The sequence below is a fragment of the Solidesulfovibrio sp. DCME genome (genome assembly GCF_049995385.1).
Classification (GTDB): Bacteria; Desulfobacterota; Desulfovibrionia; order Desulfovibrionales; family Desulfovibrionaceae; genus Solidesulfovibrio.
The window spans coordinates 2,505,721-2,523,122 of sequence record NZ_CP188261.1 but is presented as its reverse complement, the minus strand read 5'-3'; the positions used below and the strand labels follow the sequence as shown (position 1 = coordinate 2,523,122).

16 protein-coding genes are annotated in these 17,402 nt (G+C 66.3%); 6 read left to right on the top strand and 10 right to left on the bottom strand.

Annotation, left to right across the window (positions count from 1 at the left end; all coding sequences use genetic code 11):
• Positions 1-30: 30 nt before the first annotated feature.
• Positions 31-480 carry a hypothetical protein gene (locus ACP59X_RS10860; protein WP_428569287.1) on the bottom strand — a complete coding sequence of 150 codons (450 nt, stop codon included), beginning with the start codon at positions 478-480 and terminating at the stop codon, positions 31-33.
• Positions 481-764: 284 nt separating this feature from the next.
• Here ACP59X_RS10860 and ACP59X_RS10855 point away from each other — a divergent pair, with 284 nt between their 5' ends.
• Entirely contained in the window at positions 765-2,483 is a 1,719-nt protein-coding gene (locus tag ACP59X_RS10855) for an IPT/TIG domain-containing protein (RefSeq protein ID WP_428569284.1), read from the top strand.
• 139 nt (positions 2,484-2,622) lie between these two features.
• Positions 2,623-4,044 carry a sigma-54-dependent transcriptional regulator gene (locus ACP59X_RS10850; protein WP_428569281.1) on the top strand — a complete coding sequence of 474 codons (1,422 nt, stop codon included), beginning with the start codon at positions 2,623-2,625 and terminating at the stop codon, positions 4,042-4,044.
• 175 nt (positions 4,045-4,219) lie between these two features.
• Here ACP59X_RS10850 and ACP59X_RS10845 read toward each other — a convergent pair whose 3' ends face one another.
• From ACP59X_RS10845 to alr, 3 genes are all read right to left on the bottom strand, one after another.
• Positions 4,220-4,867: a putative antibiotic biosynthesis monooxygenase gene (locus ACP59X_RS10845; protein ID WP_428569276.1), complete on the bottom strand. Its 648-nt coding sequence runs from the start codon at positions 4,865-4,867 to the stop codon at positions 4,220-4,222.
• 86 nt (positions 4,868-4,953) lie between these two features.
• Positions 4,954-6,381 carry a guanine deaminase gene (guaD, locus tag ACP59X_RS10840; protein WP_428569274.1) on the bottom strand — a complete coding sequence of 476 codons (1,428 nt, stop codon included), beginning with the start codon at positions 6,379-6,381 and terminating at the stop codon, positions 4,954-4,956.
• Between the two features lie 201 nt (positions 6,382-6,582).
• Positions 6,583-7,704, bottom strand: a complete 1,122-nt coding sequence (gene alr, locus ACP59X_RS10835; RefSeq protein ID WP_428569271.1) for an alanine racemase — start codon at positions 7,702-7,704, stop codon at positions 6,583-6,585.
• 108 nt (positions 7,705-7,812) lie between these two features.
• Between alr and mutL the strand changes: the two genes are divergently transcribed.
• The 3 genes from mutL (at position 7,813) to hisF (ending at position 11,716) form a co-directional block, all read left to right on the top strand.
• Positions 7,813-10,062 (top strand): DNA mismatch repair endonuclease MutL, encoded by a 2,250-nt coding sequence (gene mutL, locus ACP59X_RS10830; protein ID WP_428569269.1) that lies wholly within the window; start codon positions 7,813-7,815, stop codon positions 10,060-10,062.
• A gap of 241 nt (positions 10,063-10,303) precedes the next feature.
• The gene (hisH, locus tag ACP59X_RS10825) at positions 10,304-10,933 is read left to right on the top strand and encodes an imidazole glycerol phosphate synthase subunit HisH (RefSeq protein ID WP_428569266.1); all 630 of its coding nucleotides are present in this window, start codon (positions 10,304-10,306) and stop codon (positions 10,931-10,933) included.
• 3 nt (positions 10,934-10,936) lie between these two features.
• Positions 10,937-11,716 carry an imidazole glycerol phosphate synthase subunit HisF gene (gene hisF, locus ACP59X_RS10820; RefSeq protein ID WP_428569263.1) on the top strand — a complete coding sequence of 260 codons (780 nt, stop codon included), beginning with the start codon at positions 10,937-10,939 and terminating at the stop codon, positions 11,714-11,716.
• 523 nt (positions 11,717-12,239) lie between these two features.
• On the opposite strand, the gene ACP59X_RS10815 is transcribed toward hisF, so the two are convergent.
• From ACP59X_RS10815 to ACP59X_RS10800, 4 genes are read right to left on the bottom strand one after another with little or no spacing between them, the layout of a single operon-like run.
• On the bottom strand, positions 12,240-12,440 hold the full coding sequence (locus ACP59X_RS10815) for a 4-oxalocrotonate tautomerase family protein (RefSeq protein ID WP_342465632.1): 201 nt from the start codon (positions 12,438-12,440) through the stop codon (positions 12,240-12,242).
• Between the two features lie 17 nt (positions 12,441-12,457).
• A complete protein-coding gene (locus ACP59X_RS10810; protein WP_428569259.1) occupies positions 12,458-13,054 on the bottom strand; it encodes an NAD(P)H-dependent oxidoreductase in 597 nt (198 codons plus the stop codon).
• 10 nt (positions 13,055-13,064) lie between these two features.
• On the bottom strand, positions 13,065-13,286 hold the full coding sequence (locus tag ACP59X_RS10805) for a helix-turn-helix domain-containing protein (protein WP_428569256.1): 222 nt from the start codon (positions 13,284-13,286) through the stop codon (positions 13,065-13,067).
• Positions 13,287-13,293: 7 nt separating this feature from the next.
• A complete protein-coding gene (locus ACP59X_RS10800; protein ID WP_428569254.1) occupies positions 13,294-13,839 on the bottom strand; it encodes a DUF2975 domain-containing protein in 546 nt (181 codons plus the stop codon).
• A gap of 229 nt (positions 13,840-14,068) precedes the next feature.
• Between ACP59X_RS10800 and ACP59X_RS10795 the strand changes: the two genes are divergently transcribed.
• Positions 14,069-14,947 (top strand): AraC family transcriptional regulator, encoded by an 879-nt coding sequence (locus ACP59X_RS10795; RefSeq protein ID WP_428569250.1) that lies wholly within the window; start codon positions 14,069-14,071, stop codon positions 14,945-14,947.
• Positions 14,948-15,009: 62 nt separating this feature from the next.
• Here the strand turns inward: ACP59X_RS10795 and ACP59X_RS10790 are convergent, their stop codons facing one another.
• Positions 15,010-16,194, bottom strand: coding sequence for an acetylornithine transaminase (locus ACP59X_RS10790; protein WP_428569247.1), 1,185 nt, complete (start codon positions 16,192-16,194; stop codon positions 15,010-15,012).
• Positions 16,195-16,300: 106 nt separating this feature from the next.
• Positions 16,301-17,326: a metal-dependent hydrolase gene (locus ACP59X_RS10785; protein ID WP_428569244.1), complete on the bottom strand. Its 1,026-nt coding sequence runs from the start codon at positions 17,324-17,326 to the stop codon at positions 16,301-16,303.
• Positions 17,327-17,402 lie beyond the last annotated feature (76 nt).

Sequence of the window (17,402 nt, the reverse complement as noted above, 5' to 3'; positions counted from 1 at the left end):
GTCATCCGCCGACAGCCGAGCAACGGGGACTCACCGCCCGGCCAGCACCCCCCGTTTGGAAAGCCGCCAGGCGTAGAAGACCACCGCCCCGAACAGCACGATGCCCAGCGCCTGGGCGATCAGCCCGGCCGGGGCGATGACCGCCGCCGGGTCGGTCTTGTACCAGACCAGGGCCGTGGAAAACAGGTTGCAGGCAAAGGCCAGGGCCAGCACGTTGACCGCCTGCCTGCGCAGGGAAAACAGCAGCGTCACCCCGACGAGGGTGAGACCGGCGTTGATGTAGCCGATCACCCGGTCCATGACCGAGAATTTCGCCAGGTAGGCCTGCTGCTCCGGGGCCATCTCCACCCCGCCGGCCGTGACGAAAAAAAGCCCGACGATCACCTGCACGGAACTGACGAGGTAGAAAAGAAATATCACCCAGACGAGGATGGGGCGTTTGCGTCCAATTGCCGTTTCATGAGCCACATTCTCTTTCATATATTCCTCGAAAAATGACGATCATGACAGAGACGACCCGACAGGGGGCGTCATACTCCCTTACTACAGTTATCACAAACGGATAAGGCATCCGTTGCGGCCTTGTCGCCACGCTGTCTCCACAACTCGATTTATTGACACCATATCCCCGTTATTTTACCATGCGCATGGCGTCAAAGGCTGATTACTGTACCGATACAAACGTCATAAACTGCGTATTCAATCCAGAGAAGCGGCGTTCAATTTCATCCACTTAAGCGTATCGTTCTCAATAAGGGTAGAGCATGAACTTACTAAGAATATTCTCCCCAATTGTATTAATGGCCATGATTGCAATACCAGCAACCGCACAAACCAACCAGGTTGTCAATACCAAAGAAGCCATACGAACTGGTATCGGAAAAATCATAGCCATCCTGTCAACGAAAAACCAGGACATGACATGTCAGGCGATTCAATCCATAATAACAACTATAAAATCGCAATATGGTATCAATGATACCGATCTCTCGTCTTCCACCAGTAACGGGTGCACAACCTACACGTACAAAGGGAACAGCATAGGAAAAACATGCTGCGCAGACAACGCGGAACAGGCAAGCCAACCAGGCACAGGCATCCTGCGCACCGGTACACCCCATACGATTTCCTACCTCTTCCCCGATTCGGGTGACATTGGCGGCAGCAACAACGTCAGCATTTATGGCGCGAATTTCGACAAGCACGTTACGGTTGCCTTCGGTGGCCTACCCGCCACCAATGTAACATCGTACGGAAACTGGATCTCCGTCTCGGCCCCGGCCCATGCGGCCGGCACCGTCGACATAAGCGTCACCAACCAATGCGGCGTTACGGCAACACTGAAAAAAGGCTACACCTACAGCGCCCAGCCCGTCATATCATCCCTCTCCCCAGTGAGCGGCCACACGGGCGGCAGCAAGAACGTTACGCTGTACGGCAGCAATTTTTCCTACTTCCCCTCCGTGCCCACGGTCACCCTCGGTGGAAAGAAAGCGACCAATGTCACGACCGAAGCCGGCGGGGGAGCGCTCTCGTTTGACGCGCCGGCCCATGCGGCCGCCACCGTCGACCTCGTCGTCACCAACCCCAGCGGAAAATCGGTTACCCTGACCAAAGGCTATGAATATTCCTCCACGCCGAGCATCACCTACCAATCGGACGCTTCCGGCCATATCGGCGGAATGGAAAACCTCATCCTCATGGGCGGCAACTTCTCCGATACCGCGGGTGCGCCCACGGTCGCCTTCGGCGGCGTCGCAGGCAGCAACGTGAGCGTCTACGGAGGCGGTTCGGCGCTGTTCGTCGATACTCCCGCCCATGCGGCGGGAACCGTCAGCATCAAGCTGACCAACAGCGACGGCCCTTCGACCACCCTTTCCAAGGCCTACACGTATGCAACGACCCCGGTCATCTCCTTCCTCTCCGCCGCCTCGGGAGATACGCACGGAAGCCAGGACCTCATCATATCCGGCGCCAATTTCGCCATGAAATCCGGAAAACCGTCCGTGACCATCGGCGGAACCACCGTAACCTCCGTCACTTCCTACGGCAATACGCTTTTCGTCGACCCCGCCGCCCACGCCGCCGGCACGGGCAATCTCGTCGTCACCAATCCCGAAGGGCCGTCGGCCACCCTCACCGACGGCTACACCTATACCGCCAAACCGGTCATCTCGTCCGTCTTTCCCGCAACCGGAAGCGCCAACGGAACCGACAACGTCATCATAAGCGGCAATAACTTTTCCTACTTCCCCCATGTCCCCACGGTGAAATTCGGTGACGCGCCCGGCAGCAACGTCACCATCTACGCCAATGGCCAATCCCTGTTCGTCGATGCGCCGGCGCATGCCGCGGGTTCCGTGGCCATCACCGTCACGAATTCCAGCGGTTCTTCCGCTGTATATAATTCCTATGTGTATGCGGGTTCCGTTTGCCCTGTTTTCAACATAAGCCCCGCGCTTACTATCCTGATGCAACACTAGCCCTCCGTGCCACCGTGGAGCGGCCGGCTCGTCGCTGGCCGCTCCCTCCCGCCTTTGGCCGGCCGCCTCACCCCGTCTCGACAAAATGCGCGCTTCCCCTTACACATTCCGCTGTGTCGGGGGACACAAGGGAGGCCAAATGGCGAAAATTTTGGTGATCGACGACGACACGCACATCCGCGAAGTCTGCAAGCTGGTCATCGAGGCCATGGGGCACGAGGTCGAGGCCCGCCCGAGCCTGACCAAGGGCCTGGAAGCCCTGGACAAGGAAGTCTACGACGTCGTCTACCTCGACGTGGACCTGCCCGACGGCAACGGCCTGCTGTCCATCCCCAGGATCACCGAACGCGACAAGGCACCGGAAGTCATCATCTTCACCGGCGCGAGCTACCCCAACGGCGCGGAACTGGCCATCAAAAACGGCGCCTGGGACTATATCGAAAAACCGGCCACGGCCGAGACCATGACCCTGCCGCTCATTCGCGCCCTCCAGTACCGCAAGGAAAAATTCGCCAACCGGCCGCCCACCGTGGCGCTCAAGCGCGAAGGCATCATCGGCAACAGCCAGCGCGTCTCCAGCTGCCTCGACCTGGTGGCCCAGGCCGCCAATGCCGATGCCAACACGCTCATTACCGGCGAAACCGGCACCGGCAAGGAACTCTTCGCCCGGGCCATCCACGACAACAGCGAACGGGCCGAAGGGCCCTTCGTGGTGGTGGACTGTTCGAGCCTGACGGAAACACTCATCGAATCGGTGCTGTTCGGCCACGCCAAGGGCGCCTTCACCGGGGCGGAGAAAAAACAGGAAGGGCTCATCAAGCAGGCCGACAAGGGCACCCTGTTCCTCGACGAGGTGGGCGAACTGCCCTTTTCCCAGCAAAAGGCTTTCCTGCGTGTGCTCCAGGAGCGCCGCTTCCGGCCGGTTGGGGCCAAGGAGGAGGAAACGAGCGATTTCCGCCTGGTGGCCGCCACCAACAAGGACCTGGAAGCCATGGTCGCGACCGCCGATTTCCGCAACGACCTGCTCTTTCGCCTGCGCACCATGCACATCCACATCCCGCCGCTGCGCGAACGCGGCGAGGACATCCGCGAGCTGACCATCCATTACATGAATGCCTACTGCAAGAAGTACCGGGTGCCGCTCAAGGGCTTTTCCCCGGAATTCCTGGACAGCCTCCAGGAATACGACTGGCCGGGCAACGTGCGCGAACTGGTCAACCTCATGGAAAACATCATCGTGCGCGCCCAGTTCGAGCCCACGCTCTACCCCAAGCACCTCCCGCCCGAAGTGCGCATCCGCATCATGAGCGGCAAGCGCCAGGAAACGGCGAGCCTCGGCCAGGAGACGGAACTGCTGCCCCCGGCCGAACCGGCCGCCGCATCGGGCGAATTCACCATCACGCCCTTCGACAGCTACAAAAAGGACACCGAGTTCCGCTACTTCAAGGCGCTGATGCAGCAAACCGGCGGCGACATCCACAAGGCCTGCGAGATGTCCGACCTCGGCAAGCAAAGCCTCTACCGCTACCTGCGCATCCACGGCATCCCGACCCGGGCCTGAGCCTGCGGCCAGGGCCGGGGCCAGGCCGTGGCCACCCGCGCCGGGCCGGTCAATGCCGTCCACGGGAGGGCGCGGCCCCTCGCGTGGCGGCCCTTGAAAAAACGCGAGCTTTTTAAAAAGCATTTATTCTTCGGTGTTGCCCTGGAGACGGCCAGCCGCCGCATCGAGGATGCGGCTAGCCCGTCAGCAGCCGGAAGAACAGCACCAGCAGGGCCAGGATGGCGGCGATGGCCGCCACGCCGGCCACGCCCGTGCGCGTGCCCGCCGTCCCCGAAGGCTGCATCCACCAGGCGAAGCCGGCATTCAAAAGCGGCATCACCCCCCACTGCAGGATGCTGATGCTCATGGCGTTGCCGATGAGCATGGATGCGGCCAGCCCCAGGGGCGAGAGCAGCGGCCCCGGGAAAAGCGACAGCACCATGACCGTGGGGTACAGCCCCAAAAGCACGATCAGCGCCATCTTCCAGCCCGGCGGCGTATTGCCCCCGGCCTCGTCGCGCAGGCAGGCGAACCAGGGGCCGAACCCCTTGGAGAATTCCTTGAGCTGGAAATCGCCGATCTCCGCCCGCAGCCGATCCACCCACTGGGCGCGCACCGGCGAGGCCAGCCAACTATCGAGCTGGCCGGGCGCATCGAAATGGATCACCGCGAACCACTCCTCGCCCTGCCCGGCCGTGGGCGGATAGACATCCGTGCCGCGATACCCGTCAAACGCCTCGGCGGCGGCCGCAATGCCGCGCTGCCAGGCCAGAAACCAGTCCTCCCGCCCCGCCGGCACCCGTTGGGACACCACGGCCGATGCCCGGGCCACGCGTACGTCCATATCGGCCTCCCTCATCGCGCCAGCCACCGGCCGCCCTTCGGCGCGGGCCGGAGGGCGGCGGTGGAGCTGGCGGCTAAAAGGCCCCGTTATTCCCTGGAAACCGCAGGCTTCTTGTACGCCCGTTGGCCGGCGATCCAGGTCTCGTCCACGTTGCGGTCGTCGCCGCCGGTCATGATGCCAAACAGGAGCTGGGCCGCCTCTTCGATGGTGGCTGGTCCTCCCTCGCCCACGGCCAGGGATTGATGCCAGGCCATGGCCGCCTGCCCGGCGTTCCAGTCCAGGGCCACGAAGTCGGCTTCCTTGCCCGGCTGGAAATTGCCCAGGGTGTCGTCGAGGTAGAGGGAGTGGGCGCCGCCCAGCGTGGCCAGGTAGTAGGCCCGGTAGGGCGAGAGCTTGTTGCGGTCGGCCTCGGCCAGGTCCTGTTCGCGCGGGTTGATCGATCCGTCGAGCATGGTGTTGTTGCACATGCCGACCTTGTAGGCCTCTTCCAGCACGCGCACGAGACTGAAGGCATTGCCGCCGCCAACGTCGCTGCCGATGGACAGCCGCACCGGGTATTCGGGGTCCTTGGCCCGGCCCAGGCGGAACAGCCCGCTGCCCAGGAACAGATTGGACAACGGACAGAAGGAGATGGCCGCTCCGGCCTTGGAGAAACGCTTCATCTCGTCGCCCGACAGCCAGATGCCGTGGCCGGCCGTGAACTTCGGCCCCAAAAGCCCATGCTTCTCATGGACATGGGTGTAGTCCGTGCAGTCCGGGAAATGCTCCTTGGCCTGACGTACTTCCGTGGGATTCTCGGAAATGTGCGTGTTGACCCAGCAGTCCGGGCACTCCTCCTTGAGCTGGCGGCAGCGGTCCATCATCTCGCCCGTGCAGCCCACGGCAAACCGCGGGGTGATGGCGTACAGGTTGCGCCCCTTGCCGTGGTAGCGTTCGATGAGCCGCTTGGATTCGCGGTAGAAGTCGTCGGCGGAGATGAGGAAGTCCTTGGGCGCGAAGCGGTCCACGCCGGTTAAGCCCGCGATCACGCGCATGTTGCGCCGGGTCGCCTCCTCGAAGAACTCCTCGGTGGAAACCGGGCTGCTGGTGGTGAAGGCCTGGCAGGTCGTGGTGCCGCCGGCCAGCAGGGCGTCGAAGAATAACCCCGCCGCCTTGCGGGCGTAATCCCGGTCGGCGTACTTGATCTCCTCGGGGAAAATCCACTGTTGCAGCCAGTCGAGCAGTTGGCTGCCATAGGCGCCGAGCACCCGCACCTGGGGGAAGTGGATGTGGCCGTCGATAAATCCCGGCAGAATGAGCCGGTCTTGGATATGGGTGATCTCCACCCCCGAATGGCGCGTCGAAACCTCTTCGTAGGGGCCGAAATCGGTGATGATGCCGTCCTTGACGACAAGCAGGCCATCCCTGACGAAGCGGGCCGCCTCGTGTTCCATGCCGGCGTGTTTCCAGGGGTCATCCAGGAAGTCGAAAAACATGCCACGAATGGCGCAGTTTGAGCATCCATTGGTATTCATTGACGATATCTCCTGTCAGAAAGCGATTCCAACATTGAGGAGATCCGTCGGTGCACCGGGCTTCCGACAAGCCGGTCAACAGGGACCGGATCTTCTGCTCACAGATAAGGCCTCCTGTCCCGATGCATAGAGACAAATAAGATATTTTTAGTTCTCATTGTGCGCCGCCCTCCCTCGCCCCCGGCCGCCACGGCCCGCGCCTCAGCAATATTCCCGGGGGTTCAGGCCGAACAGGCAGAAGACCTCGTAGGGGATGGTTTCCCACCACAGGGCCAGTTCGTCGGCCGTGACCGCGCCGGGGCCTTCGCCGCCGAGCAGGTGGATCGGGTCGCCGGGCTTCGGACCGAGGCCCGAGACGTCCACGGCCGTCAACTGCATGCACACCCGCCCCAGGATGGGCACCCGCCGGCCACACAGGCACAGGAAGCCCTTGTTGGACAGCCCCCGGCTGTAGGCATCGGCGTAGCCGGCGGCCACGATGGCCACCCGCATGTCGCGCTCGGCGATAAACGTCCGGCCGTAGCTGATGGACGCCCCGCGCGGCAGGTCGTGCACGGAGACGATGCGCGTGACCGTCTCCATGGCCGGCAGCAGGCCCTGGCCCAGGTGCTCGCGGTCCGTGCCCTGGAAGGGGTTGACGCCGTAGAGCGCGATGCCGGCCCGGCGGGCCTCGAAACCGAAATCCCCGGCATGGGCCAGGATGCCGGCGCTGTTGCACAGCGAGGCCTCGAAGGTCAGGCCGCCGTGGCGCAAGGCCTGGCAGATGCGGGCGAAGCGCGCCCCCTGGGAGCTGACGTAGTCGAAGGCCGTGGGGTCGTCGGCCGTGGCGAGGTGCGAACTGACCATGACCGGCTCGATGGCGGGCAGGCCGGACAGGCGGGAAAGCAGTTGCGGCACATCGGCCTCGGTGAAGCCGAGCCTGGCCATGCCCGTGTCGAACTTGAGCGACACTTTGGCTTTTTTCCCGCGCCTGGCCGCAACCGCCGCCAGACGGTCGAGCTGGCCGAAGTCGTGGATAAACGGGATGACGTCCTTTTCCAGGGCCAAGGCGTCGTCCTCGGGCACGACCGGGCCGAGCAGCGACACGATGGCCGCCTGCGACCCGGCCTCGCGCAGGGCCGCGCCCTCGGCCACGGAGCCGATGGCAAAGGTGTCGCAGCCGGCCGCGGCCAGGGCCGTGGCCGTTTCGGTCAGCCCGTGGCCGTAGGCGTCGGCCTTGATCACGGCCAGGACATGGCCGCCGAAACCGCACAGCAATTTGTAGTTGGCGACGATATGGGCCAGGCGCACGTGCGTGCGCAGATAGTTGTGGGCAATGGGCATGCGGGGTCTCCTTGGGCGTTGGCCACGACCTCCCTACGCCCATCCGGCGCCCTTTTCCACAAGCCGCCGCGACTGGCCCCCGGAAAAAAGATGGCGTATGTTCGGGCCATGTCACGATCCGTCCCCCATCGCACCATCCGCGTCCTGCCCCCGGAACTGCAAAACCAGATCGCTGCCGGCGAGGTGGTGGAACGCCCGGCCAGCGTGCTGAAAGAACTCGTGGAAAACAGCCTCGACGCCGGGGCCACGCGCATCGAGGTGGCCATCGACGGCGGCGGCCGCACGCTCCTGTCCGTGGCCGACGACGGCTGGGGCATGACGCCCGAGGAACTGCCCCTGGCCGTGACCCGCCACGCCACGAGCAAGATCGCCTCCATGGAGGAGCTTTCCGGCATCGCCAGCTTCGGGTTTCGCGGCGAAGCCCTGCCGAGCATCGCTTCGGTATCGACCTGCACCGTCACCTCGCGCCACGAAGCCTTCGACGAGGGCGCCTTCCTGCGCATCGCGTCCGGGCGCATCGTCGAACGGGGGCCGGCGGCCATGCCCCGGGGCACGCGCATCGAGGTGCGCGACCTGTTCGCCGCCGTGCCGGCCAGGCTCAAATTCCTCAAGTCCGAGGCCGTGGAGACCAAGCGGGCCACGGAACTCTTCTGCCGGGTGGCGCTGTCGCGGCTGGACGTGGCCATGAAGCTAGCCGTGGGCGGGCGCACGGCCCTGCGCTTTCCGGCCGGCCAGAAGCTCATCGCCCGCCTGGACGGCATGTGGCCGCCGGCCGTCACGGACGAACTCTTTGAAATGGAATACGCGCTCGGCCCCATCCGCATCCACGGCGTCTTGGGCAAGCCGCTCAAGGCCCAGGGCAAGGCCGACCGCATGCTTTTCTACGTCAACGGCCGGGCCGTGCTCGACCGGGTGCTGCTGTCGGCCGTGCGCGAGGCCTACAAGGGCCGGCTGCTGGCCCGGGAATACCCGCAAGTGGTCATTTTCCTGGAGATTCCGCCCGAGGACGTGGACGTCAACGTGCACCCGGCCAAAACCGAGGTGCGCTTTCGCGACGAACAGGCCGTGTTTTTGAACCTCCGCCGGGCCGTGGGCCAGGCGCTGGACAAGGCGCTAGTGCTGCGCACCGTGCCCGCGCCCGAGCCCTGGGTGAAGCGCGACGGCCAGGCGCCCAAATTCCCGTCCCGGCGCGATTTCCTGGACGAGCTCGTGCGCGCCGACGCCCCGGCGCCCTTCCAGTCCGTGCCCATGGGCGAGGCCGTGCGCGAGGCGCCGCCGTCGCCCGGCAGCGCCGCGCCGGCCTTTCCCGCCCGCGCCTGCGACGAGCCCGCGGCCAATGCCGCGCCGGGCCCGGAGACCACCCCAGCCCAGCCCGCGCGGCCCGAGCGGTTCGCTCACGGTGCCGCACCGGTTCCGGAGACCACCCCAGCCCAATCCGCCCAGCCCGAGCGATTCCCTCACGGGGCCGCACCGGTTCGGGAGGCCACGCCGGCCCAGCCCGCCCGGCCCGACAGCCCCGCCCAGCCCGGCCGGTTCGCTCCCGCTGCCGCGCCCGAGGCCGAGGCCCCGCCCGCGCGCATCACACCCGCCCAAGCCGCCGCCGACAACCGCCGCCACGGGCAGCCCGCCCCGGTGCGCCACCTCGATCCGCCGGCCGTGGCCCGCCACCAACGCGGCCAGGCCTTCCCGGCCACGCCCGGGATCGAGGCCCGGTCCGCCTCCGTGCCCGGCCACGGCGACGCCCAGACGCCATTTTCCGAACCCGAACCGTTGCGCGCCCGCGCCCCCGAGGAGCTCGAACCGGCCCTGCCGCCCGGCATCCGCTACCTGGGCCAGTTCGCCGACACCTACCTTCTTGTCGACCTCGGCCGGGAGCTCGTGCTGGTGGACCAGCACGCCGCCCACGAGCGCGTCATCTACGCCGCCATGGAGGCCTCCGGCTCGCGCGGCGACAGCCGGCCGGTGGGCATCCCGGTGGAAACCACACTCCATCCGTCCGAACAGGCGAAATTGCGGGAACTGCACAACGAACTGCGGGCCATCGGCTTCCTTTTGGAATCGCCCCGGCCGGGCGTGGTGGCCATCACCGGCGCGCCGCCGGGGCTCTCCCTGGGCCAGGCCAGGGAATACCTGGCCGCCGCCCTGTCGGGCCAGTCCAAGAGCCTGCAGGACCTGTGGATCCTCATGAGCTGCAAGACGGCGGTCAAGGCCGGAACAAAACTCGCCGACGACGAGGCCGTGGCGCTGCTTGGCCAATGGGCCAAGGCCCCGGACCGCGACTACTGTCCCCACGGCCGGCCGGTCACCGTGCGCTTCGGCCTGCGCGAGATGGAAAAGATGTTCAAGCGCAAGAAATAGCCCGGCCGGCCGCGTCGACCGCGCCTTGCCAAAATTCCCCAAAATGTTCACAACCGGTGGCGGCGAAAGCGGCTCCCCGCCGTCATGCGCCGCATCATCAATCCAGGGCACCACCCCCCTTCGAGGGGGTCCGGGGGGCATCATGCCCCCCGGTGGGGTGCAGGGGCAAAGCCCCTGCCGGTGAGGTCCAGGAGAGGCAGCGCCTTTCCTGGCCGCCGGAGGCGTTAAGGAGAACCAAGCCATGCTTGCCATTTTGGACTACAAGGCCGGCAATCAGACGAGCGTGCGCCGGGCGCTTACCCACCTCGGCATCCCCTGCCGCATCACCGCCGACCCGGCCGTCATCGCCGACGCCACCGGCGTCATCTTTCCGGGCGTGGGCGCCGCCGGCCAGGCCATGGCCGAACTGACCACCACCGGCCTGGATGCGCTGCTCAAGGCGCAAGTGGCCGCCGGCAAGCCCCTGCTCGGCATCTGCGTCGGCTGCCAGATCCTGCTGGAGTACAGCGCCGAAAACGACACCACCGCCCTTGGCATCATCCCCGGCCAGTGCGCCATGTTCTCCCAGGGACTGACCGACGAGGACGGCCTGCCCATCCGCATCCCGCACATGGGCTGGAACAGCGTGGCCCTGCGCCAGGACTGCGAACTCTTCGACGGCATCGACGCCGCCTCGGAATTCTACTTCGTCCACAGCTACTACCCCGTGCCGGCCGACCAATACGTCATCGGGGTGACGACCTACGGCCTGCCGTTTTGCTCCCTCCACGGCCGCCAGGGGCTTTGGGCGGTGCAGTTCCACCCGGAAAAAAGCGGCCGCCCGGGCCTGGCCCTGCTCGCCAACTTCGCCGCCTACTGCAAGGAGGCCTGATCCATGCTCTCCAAACGCGTCATCCCCTGCCTCGACGTGCGCGACGGCAAGCTCACCAAGGGCATCAAGTTCAAGGGCAACGTGGACATCGGCGACCCGGTCGAAACCGCCCGCCTCTACTACGAGGCCGGCGCCGACGAACTGGTCTTCTACGACATCACCGCCTCCAGCGAAGGCCGGGGCATCATGCTCGACGTGGTGGACAAGGTCGCCAGCCAAATCTTCATCCCCTTCTCCGTGGGCGGCGGCATCGCCACCGTCGAGGACATGCGCGCGGTGCTCTTGGCCGGCGCCGAAAAAATCTCGGTCAACTCCGCCGCCGTCAAAAACCCGGACATCATCAGCCAAGGCGCGGCCGCCTTCGGCTCCCAATGCGTCGTGGTCGGCATGGACGTCAAACAGGTGCCCGTCAGCGAGGCCATCCCCTCGGGCTACGAAATCGTCATCCACGGCGGCCGCAAACCCATGGGCCTCGACGCCATCGAATGGGCCAAGACCGTGGAAGCGCTGGGGGCCGGCGAAATCTGCTGCAACTCCATCGATGCCGACGGGGCCAAGACCGGCTACGAACTGACGCTCACGCGGCTTATCAGCGAAGCCGTCACCATCCCGGTCATCGCCTCGGGCGGCGCCGGCAACCCCGACCACATGGCCGATGCCGTCACCAAGGGCAAAGCCTCGGCCGCGCTCATCGCCTCCATCGTCCACTACGGCGAATACTCCATTAAGGACTGCAAGGACCACATGGCCGCGCACGGCGTGAAGGTGCGGCGCGTCTGGTGATGTGAGGAAAAAGGCGAAGAATGCCTCCGGCGGCCGGGGGGGATGATCCCCCCCGGTCCCCCCCGACGGGGGCGGGTGGCAAAGCGGTCGGGTACGTCGGGCGGCCTGACGTCGGACCGTTTGTTGGCGGAAATGGGCCTGCCGACACTGGCCGCAAAGCCGGCCAGCACGGCAGGCCCATTTCCGCCAACAAGGGCGCCAGCGGCGAAGCGCCGCATCTTAAGAAAATCTTGTCAGTAAATTCCAAGACCTCGGCCCGAAGGGCCGACGGCTGGGCGAGGCCGGAATTGGGCCTTCGAGCCTGCCGCGACAGCGGCGGCATCGAAGGCCCAATTCCGGCCTCGCATCTTCCCCGCACCACCGGTGACCGACGCCTTGTCCGCCCGCCAAAGCCGAACGGGGGGTCCGGGGGGCGTGACGCCCCCCGGCGGGTGCAGGGCAGCGCCCTGCCGGGGTCCGGGGCAGCGCCCCGGTGGGGCCTGGGGCAACGCCCCAGTAGGCGCCACGGGCAGCGCCCCGCGCATTACCCCCGGGCGCGCCGGACGGTGACGCTCTCACCGCCGATGCCCCAGTTGTCGGTATCGACCTCGTCGATGATGACGACGGTGGTGGCCGGGTTCTTGCCGAGTTCGTCCCGTAAAAGGTTGGTAACGCCTTCGATGAGGCGGGCTTTCTGCTGTGGGGTGACGCCGTCGCGGGTGATCTTGATATTGACGTAGGGCATGGGGATTCCTTGGGGGATTAGAGGATGGCGAAGGTTTCGCGGACGAGGGCTTCGGTTTCCCGTATCCATTCTAGGCGGGTGGCGGCATCGCTGGTGACCACGGTTTCGAACATGCGGCGCTGGACGCGGGAGACGCCGCACAGGCCGAAGATGCAATCCTTCCAGATACGTTCCAACGGGTCGCCGAAGACGCGCTCCTCGCGCTGCCGGGCGGTGTTGGAGGTATTGAGGACGAGGGCGGCTTCGGCTTGCAGCAACCCGCGCGGCACGCCTTCGCCGCCGTCCCCTTCGAGGAATTCGTAGGCGACGCCGGGCCGCAGCACCCGGTCGACCCAGCCGGCGAGGATGGCCGGCGGCATGCCCCACCAGTTGGGGTGCACGATGACGATGCCCCGGGCCTCGGCGATCTCGCGGCAGTGGCTGGCCACGAGCGGCGGCAAGGGGGCGTCGCGGGAGAGTTCCGGCGCGGTCAATTGTGGTTCGTAGTGTTCGGCGTAGAGGTCGTGGAAGCGCACCTCCTGGCCGAGCCTGCCCAGGGCGGCGCAGGCGGCCAGGGCCAGGGCATGGTTGAGGCTGCCGGGGCGCGGATGGGCCAGGATGACGGAGTAGGCCATTTGTTCCCTCTTATTCCGGTTGCCCGGCATCGGGCCGGTATTCCAGGATATCGCCCGGCTGGCAGTCGAGCATGCGGCAGATGGCCTCCAGGGTGGAGAAGCGGATGGCCTTGGCCTTGCCGGTCTTTAGGATGGACAGGTTCTGGGCGGTGATGCCCACGGCCTCGGCCAGGTCCTTGGAGGCCATCTTGCGCCGGGCCAGCATGACATCCAAATTGATGACGATTGCCATGGCCGGCCTATACCGTCAGGGCTTGTTCTTCGTCCAGGCGCCGGGCCTCGTCCATGACCCGGGAAATGACCACGGCCACGGCGGCGACGAAAAAAAGGGCCAGTTCGCTCGTGCCGATGCCCAGCGACAGGATGTGGCGGCCGGGCGGATTGGCGGCGGTGACGGCCAGGCCGAAAAGCGGCGTGTAGAGAATCGTGGCCACGGCCCACCACAGCAAGGCCTTGGCCAGGCGCCGGAAGCAGACCACGTTGGCCAGGCTGAAGATGCTGCCTTCCTTGTACAGGGTAAACAGGTGGCGCAGCCGCAGCAAGGTGACCAGAAACGCCACGGCCGGGACCATGGACGCCAGGAAGCACAGCAGCCTGACCCAGGCCGGCAGCACCGACGACACGGCCAGTTTCACGGCCGAGGCGGTCATGTCCGGCGGCAGGCTGTTGAAGGCGGCCCAATACAGGGCGGCCAGCGGCACGACGGCCACGGCCCCGACCAGGCAGACGCGCTCCAGCACGCCGCCCAATTTTCTGATTCCGTCCAGGTTGTTTCCCGTTTCCATTGCAACCTCCATGGCTCAATACGTGTCAGACAACGGGCCACCATGGCCCGCCGTCGGGGACGTCCGCCTTGGTGGCGTCGTCCGGCGAGACACCGATAATCAAGAACGAATTACTGTGCAACAATAATTTTTTATCTCTTATCAAGGTAAACAACCCACCCGAACAACAATGCGCAAAAATCGTCAGGCGGCAACGGCCATTCGAGCCTAGACCGAAGGCGGAGGGAAGATGAGCGAGGAAACCAGAAAAGACTGGCAAAGGCGGATCGAACTGGCCATGCGGGCCATGGAAGCAGGGCTCGACGCGGATTTGAGCCTGGCCGACATCGCCCGGGCGGCCCATTTCTCGCCCTACCACTTCCACCGCATCTTCACGGGCATGACCGGGGAGTCGGTGGGGGCGTATCTGCGGCGGCTGCGCCTGGCCCGGGCGGCCCATCGGCTGGCCCACGGCCGGCGTTCGGTCACGGACGTGGCCCTGGAAGCCGGCTTCGAGGCGCCGGAAGCCTTCACGCGGGCCTTCCGGGCCGCGTTCGGCCAGCCCCCCTCCACGTGGCGGGAGACCTTCCGGGAGCGCGAGCGCCCCCGGAACATGACGGACTGCTTACCCCCCATCCAGGAGGAGGAACGGACCATGGAACTTGCCGTGACGATCAAGCGCCTGCCGCCGCTGCGCGTGGCTTTGGTGCGCCATGTCGGCCCCTACGACCAATGCGGGGCGGCCTGGGAAAAACTGTGCGCCCTGGCCGGCCGGCTGGGGCTTTTCGGCCCGGACACCCAGTGCATCGGCGTGGGCCATGACGATCCCCGCATCACGGCGCCGGGCAAAATCCGCTACGACGCCTGCCTGACGGTGCCCGAGGGCTTTGCCGGCACGCCCGAGCTGCCGGTGGCGACCCTCGGCGACGGGGAGTACGCCACGGCCGTGGTCACGGGGCCGTACACCAACCTGGCCCCGGCCTATGCCTGGCTGTGCGGCGTGTGGGGGCCGGAGTCGGGACGCGAATTCGCGGCCAAGCCCAGCCCGGAGGTTTATGTCAACGACCCCAAGGTCACGCCGCCCGAGGCACTGCTCACGGAAATCCGGGTGCCGCTGGAACCGCGCTAGCGCCGCGCGCCCAGGATGAGGATGCGCGACGCCACCCGTGGCGGCCGCGGCGGCCGGCCGGCTCAGCTCCGGTCGGCCGCCGCGGCAAGGACGGAAACCAGCAGGTCCACGCCCTGGTCGATCTCGGCGTCGGTGATGTTCAGGGCCGGGGTGATGCGAATGGCGTCGGGGCGGGTGTTGTTGACGAGCAGCCCCCGCTCCCGGGCCTGGGCGACGATATCGGCGGCGCAGTCCCGGCCGAGGTCCAGGGCCAGCAGCAGGCCGCGCCCCCGCGTCCGGCCGTAGCCGAGGGCCTGGGCTTTCGGGTCGAGGCGCTCGCGCAACCGTGCGCCGGCGACCTCCACGCGTTCCAGGAACCCCGGCGCAAGGAGCGTCTCCACCACAGCCAGCCCCGCCGCGCAGGCCAGGGCGTTGCCGTTGTAGGTGCCGCCCTGGTCCCCGGGCTCGAAGCAGGAAAACCGGGCCTTGCAGCCCATGGCCGCCAGGGGGAAGCCGCCGCCGATGCCCTTGCCCATGGTCAGGATGTCGGGCTCGATGTCGGCGTGCTCGTGGGCGAACAGCCGGCCCGTGCGGCCCATGCCGGACTGGACCTCGTCGCAGATCAAAAGCAGGCCCGTTTCCTCGGTCAGCCGCCGCAGGCCGCACAGAAAGGCGTCCGTCGCCGGGAAGACCCCGCCCTCCCCCTGCACGGGTTCGAGCATGACGGCCACGGTCTTGTCGGTGAGGTAGCGCTTGACGGAATCCAGGTCGTTGTAGACGGCCTTGGGAAACCCCGGGGTCTTGGGTTCGTAGAGCCTGTCCCAGCCCGGCTTGCCCGAGGCGGCCATGCAGGTGAGCGTGCGGCCGTGGAAGGCGCTGGCGAAGGTGATGATCTCATAGGCGCCGTTTTTGTGCAGCCCGCCCCATTTGCGGGCCAACTTCACCGCCCCCTCGACGGCCTCGGCCCCGGAGTTGGTGAAAAACACCTTGTCCACGGGGCCGTTGGCCGTCAGGAGGTCGGCCAGGCGCAGCATCTTGTCGTTGTAGTAGGCGGGGCTGGGGCTGATCAGGCGCGCGGCCTGGTCGCACACGGCCCGGGCCACGGCGTCCGGGGCATGGCCCAGGCTGTTGACGGCCCAGCCCTGGACGAAATCCAGGTAGGTCCTGCCCTGGCTGTCGGTCAGCCAGGAGCCCTTTCCGGCAACGAACACGATATCCGGCCGCACGGCCACTTCCAGCAGCGACCGGGCGTCGACGGCAGGCGTCATGGCAACCTCCTCACGGCGGCGGGCGTTTCCCCGCGCGAAAAAAAGATCGGGTGAGGAGCCGCTCTAGCGCCGGATCGGGCCCATGGCAACAACAATCCCTGCCCGGCTACCCGTTCCCACCGGCCAGGACCGTACCCACCCCCTGGGGCAGGATCACCTCGGCCTTGCCCACCTGGGAAAAAAGCGCCCGCACGAGCTTGCCGGCCGGATCGAGGTAGGCCGTAAGCGTAAAGGGCACGATATCGCCGCGCACCTTGGCCACCAGCGGATTGACGGCCATAAAGCGCAGGTCCTGGAAGGTCAGCGTGGTGCCCGCCGGGCTGCTGGCCGCCGATTTGACGGGGTAATCGGTGAACCAGAGGTACTGGGAAAAAACCGGCGCCGCCTGGCCAAGCGCCTCCAGTTCGGCCCGCCCGGCCTTCTGGAACCGGCGTTGCGGCAAAAGCCTGTCCGGCGCGGTCAAGGTCAGGCCCGTGAGCACGTAGTCGTCGCCTTCCTCGGCCACGACCTTCCACCACAAGGGCGCAAACGCATCGGGCTGGACGTGGACGGCCTCCACGCGCCGCCCTTCCTTGGCCAACAGCCGTTCGGCCCGGGCCGTGACAAACGCTTCCACCCCGTAGCCCAGGGCCGGCCAGCCGAGCATCACGGCCAGCCCGGCCACGGCCAAGGCCTTGCGGGCCGCCGGGCGCAGGGAGCTGGCCGCGATCAAAGCCAGCAGGCTCAGCGTGTAGACGGGATCGATGATGAACACCGCCGGAAATGAAATGCGCGCGTCGGAAAAGGGCAGGAAAACGCCCGTGCCGTAGGAAGTGATGCAGTCGAGAAACAGGTGGGAGAGCACGCACAGGTAAAACAGCACGAAAAGTTTGCCGGTCCTGGCCGCGGGCCAGAAGCGGTGGGTCAGTACGGCCATGAGCCAAGCCATGAGCGCCCCGCCGAGCAGGGAATGGGTGTAGCCCCGGTGGTAGCGCATGTAGGCTTCGGCCCCGAACAGGCCGACGACGTTGTCGATATCCGGCAGCCAGGCGGCCAGGGCGGCCAGGGGCACGAGCGCCCGGCCGGCCGGGAAACGGTCCCGGGCGGCCTGGCCGATGAGCACGCCGGCGGCGATATGCGTGACTGGGTCCATGGGTGGGAGCCTCCAAAAACGGCCCTTGGTTCGAAGTTTTCCTAGAATAGGCCCTTTTTCGCATTTGACAAGGACA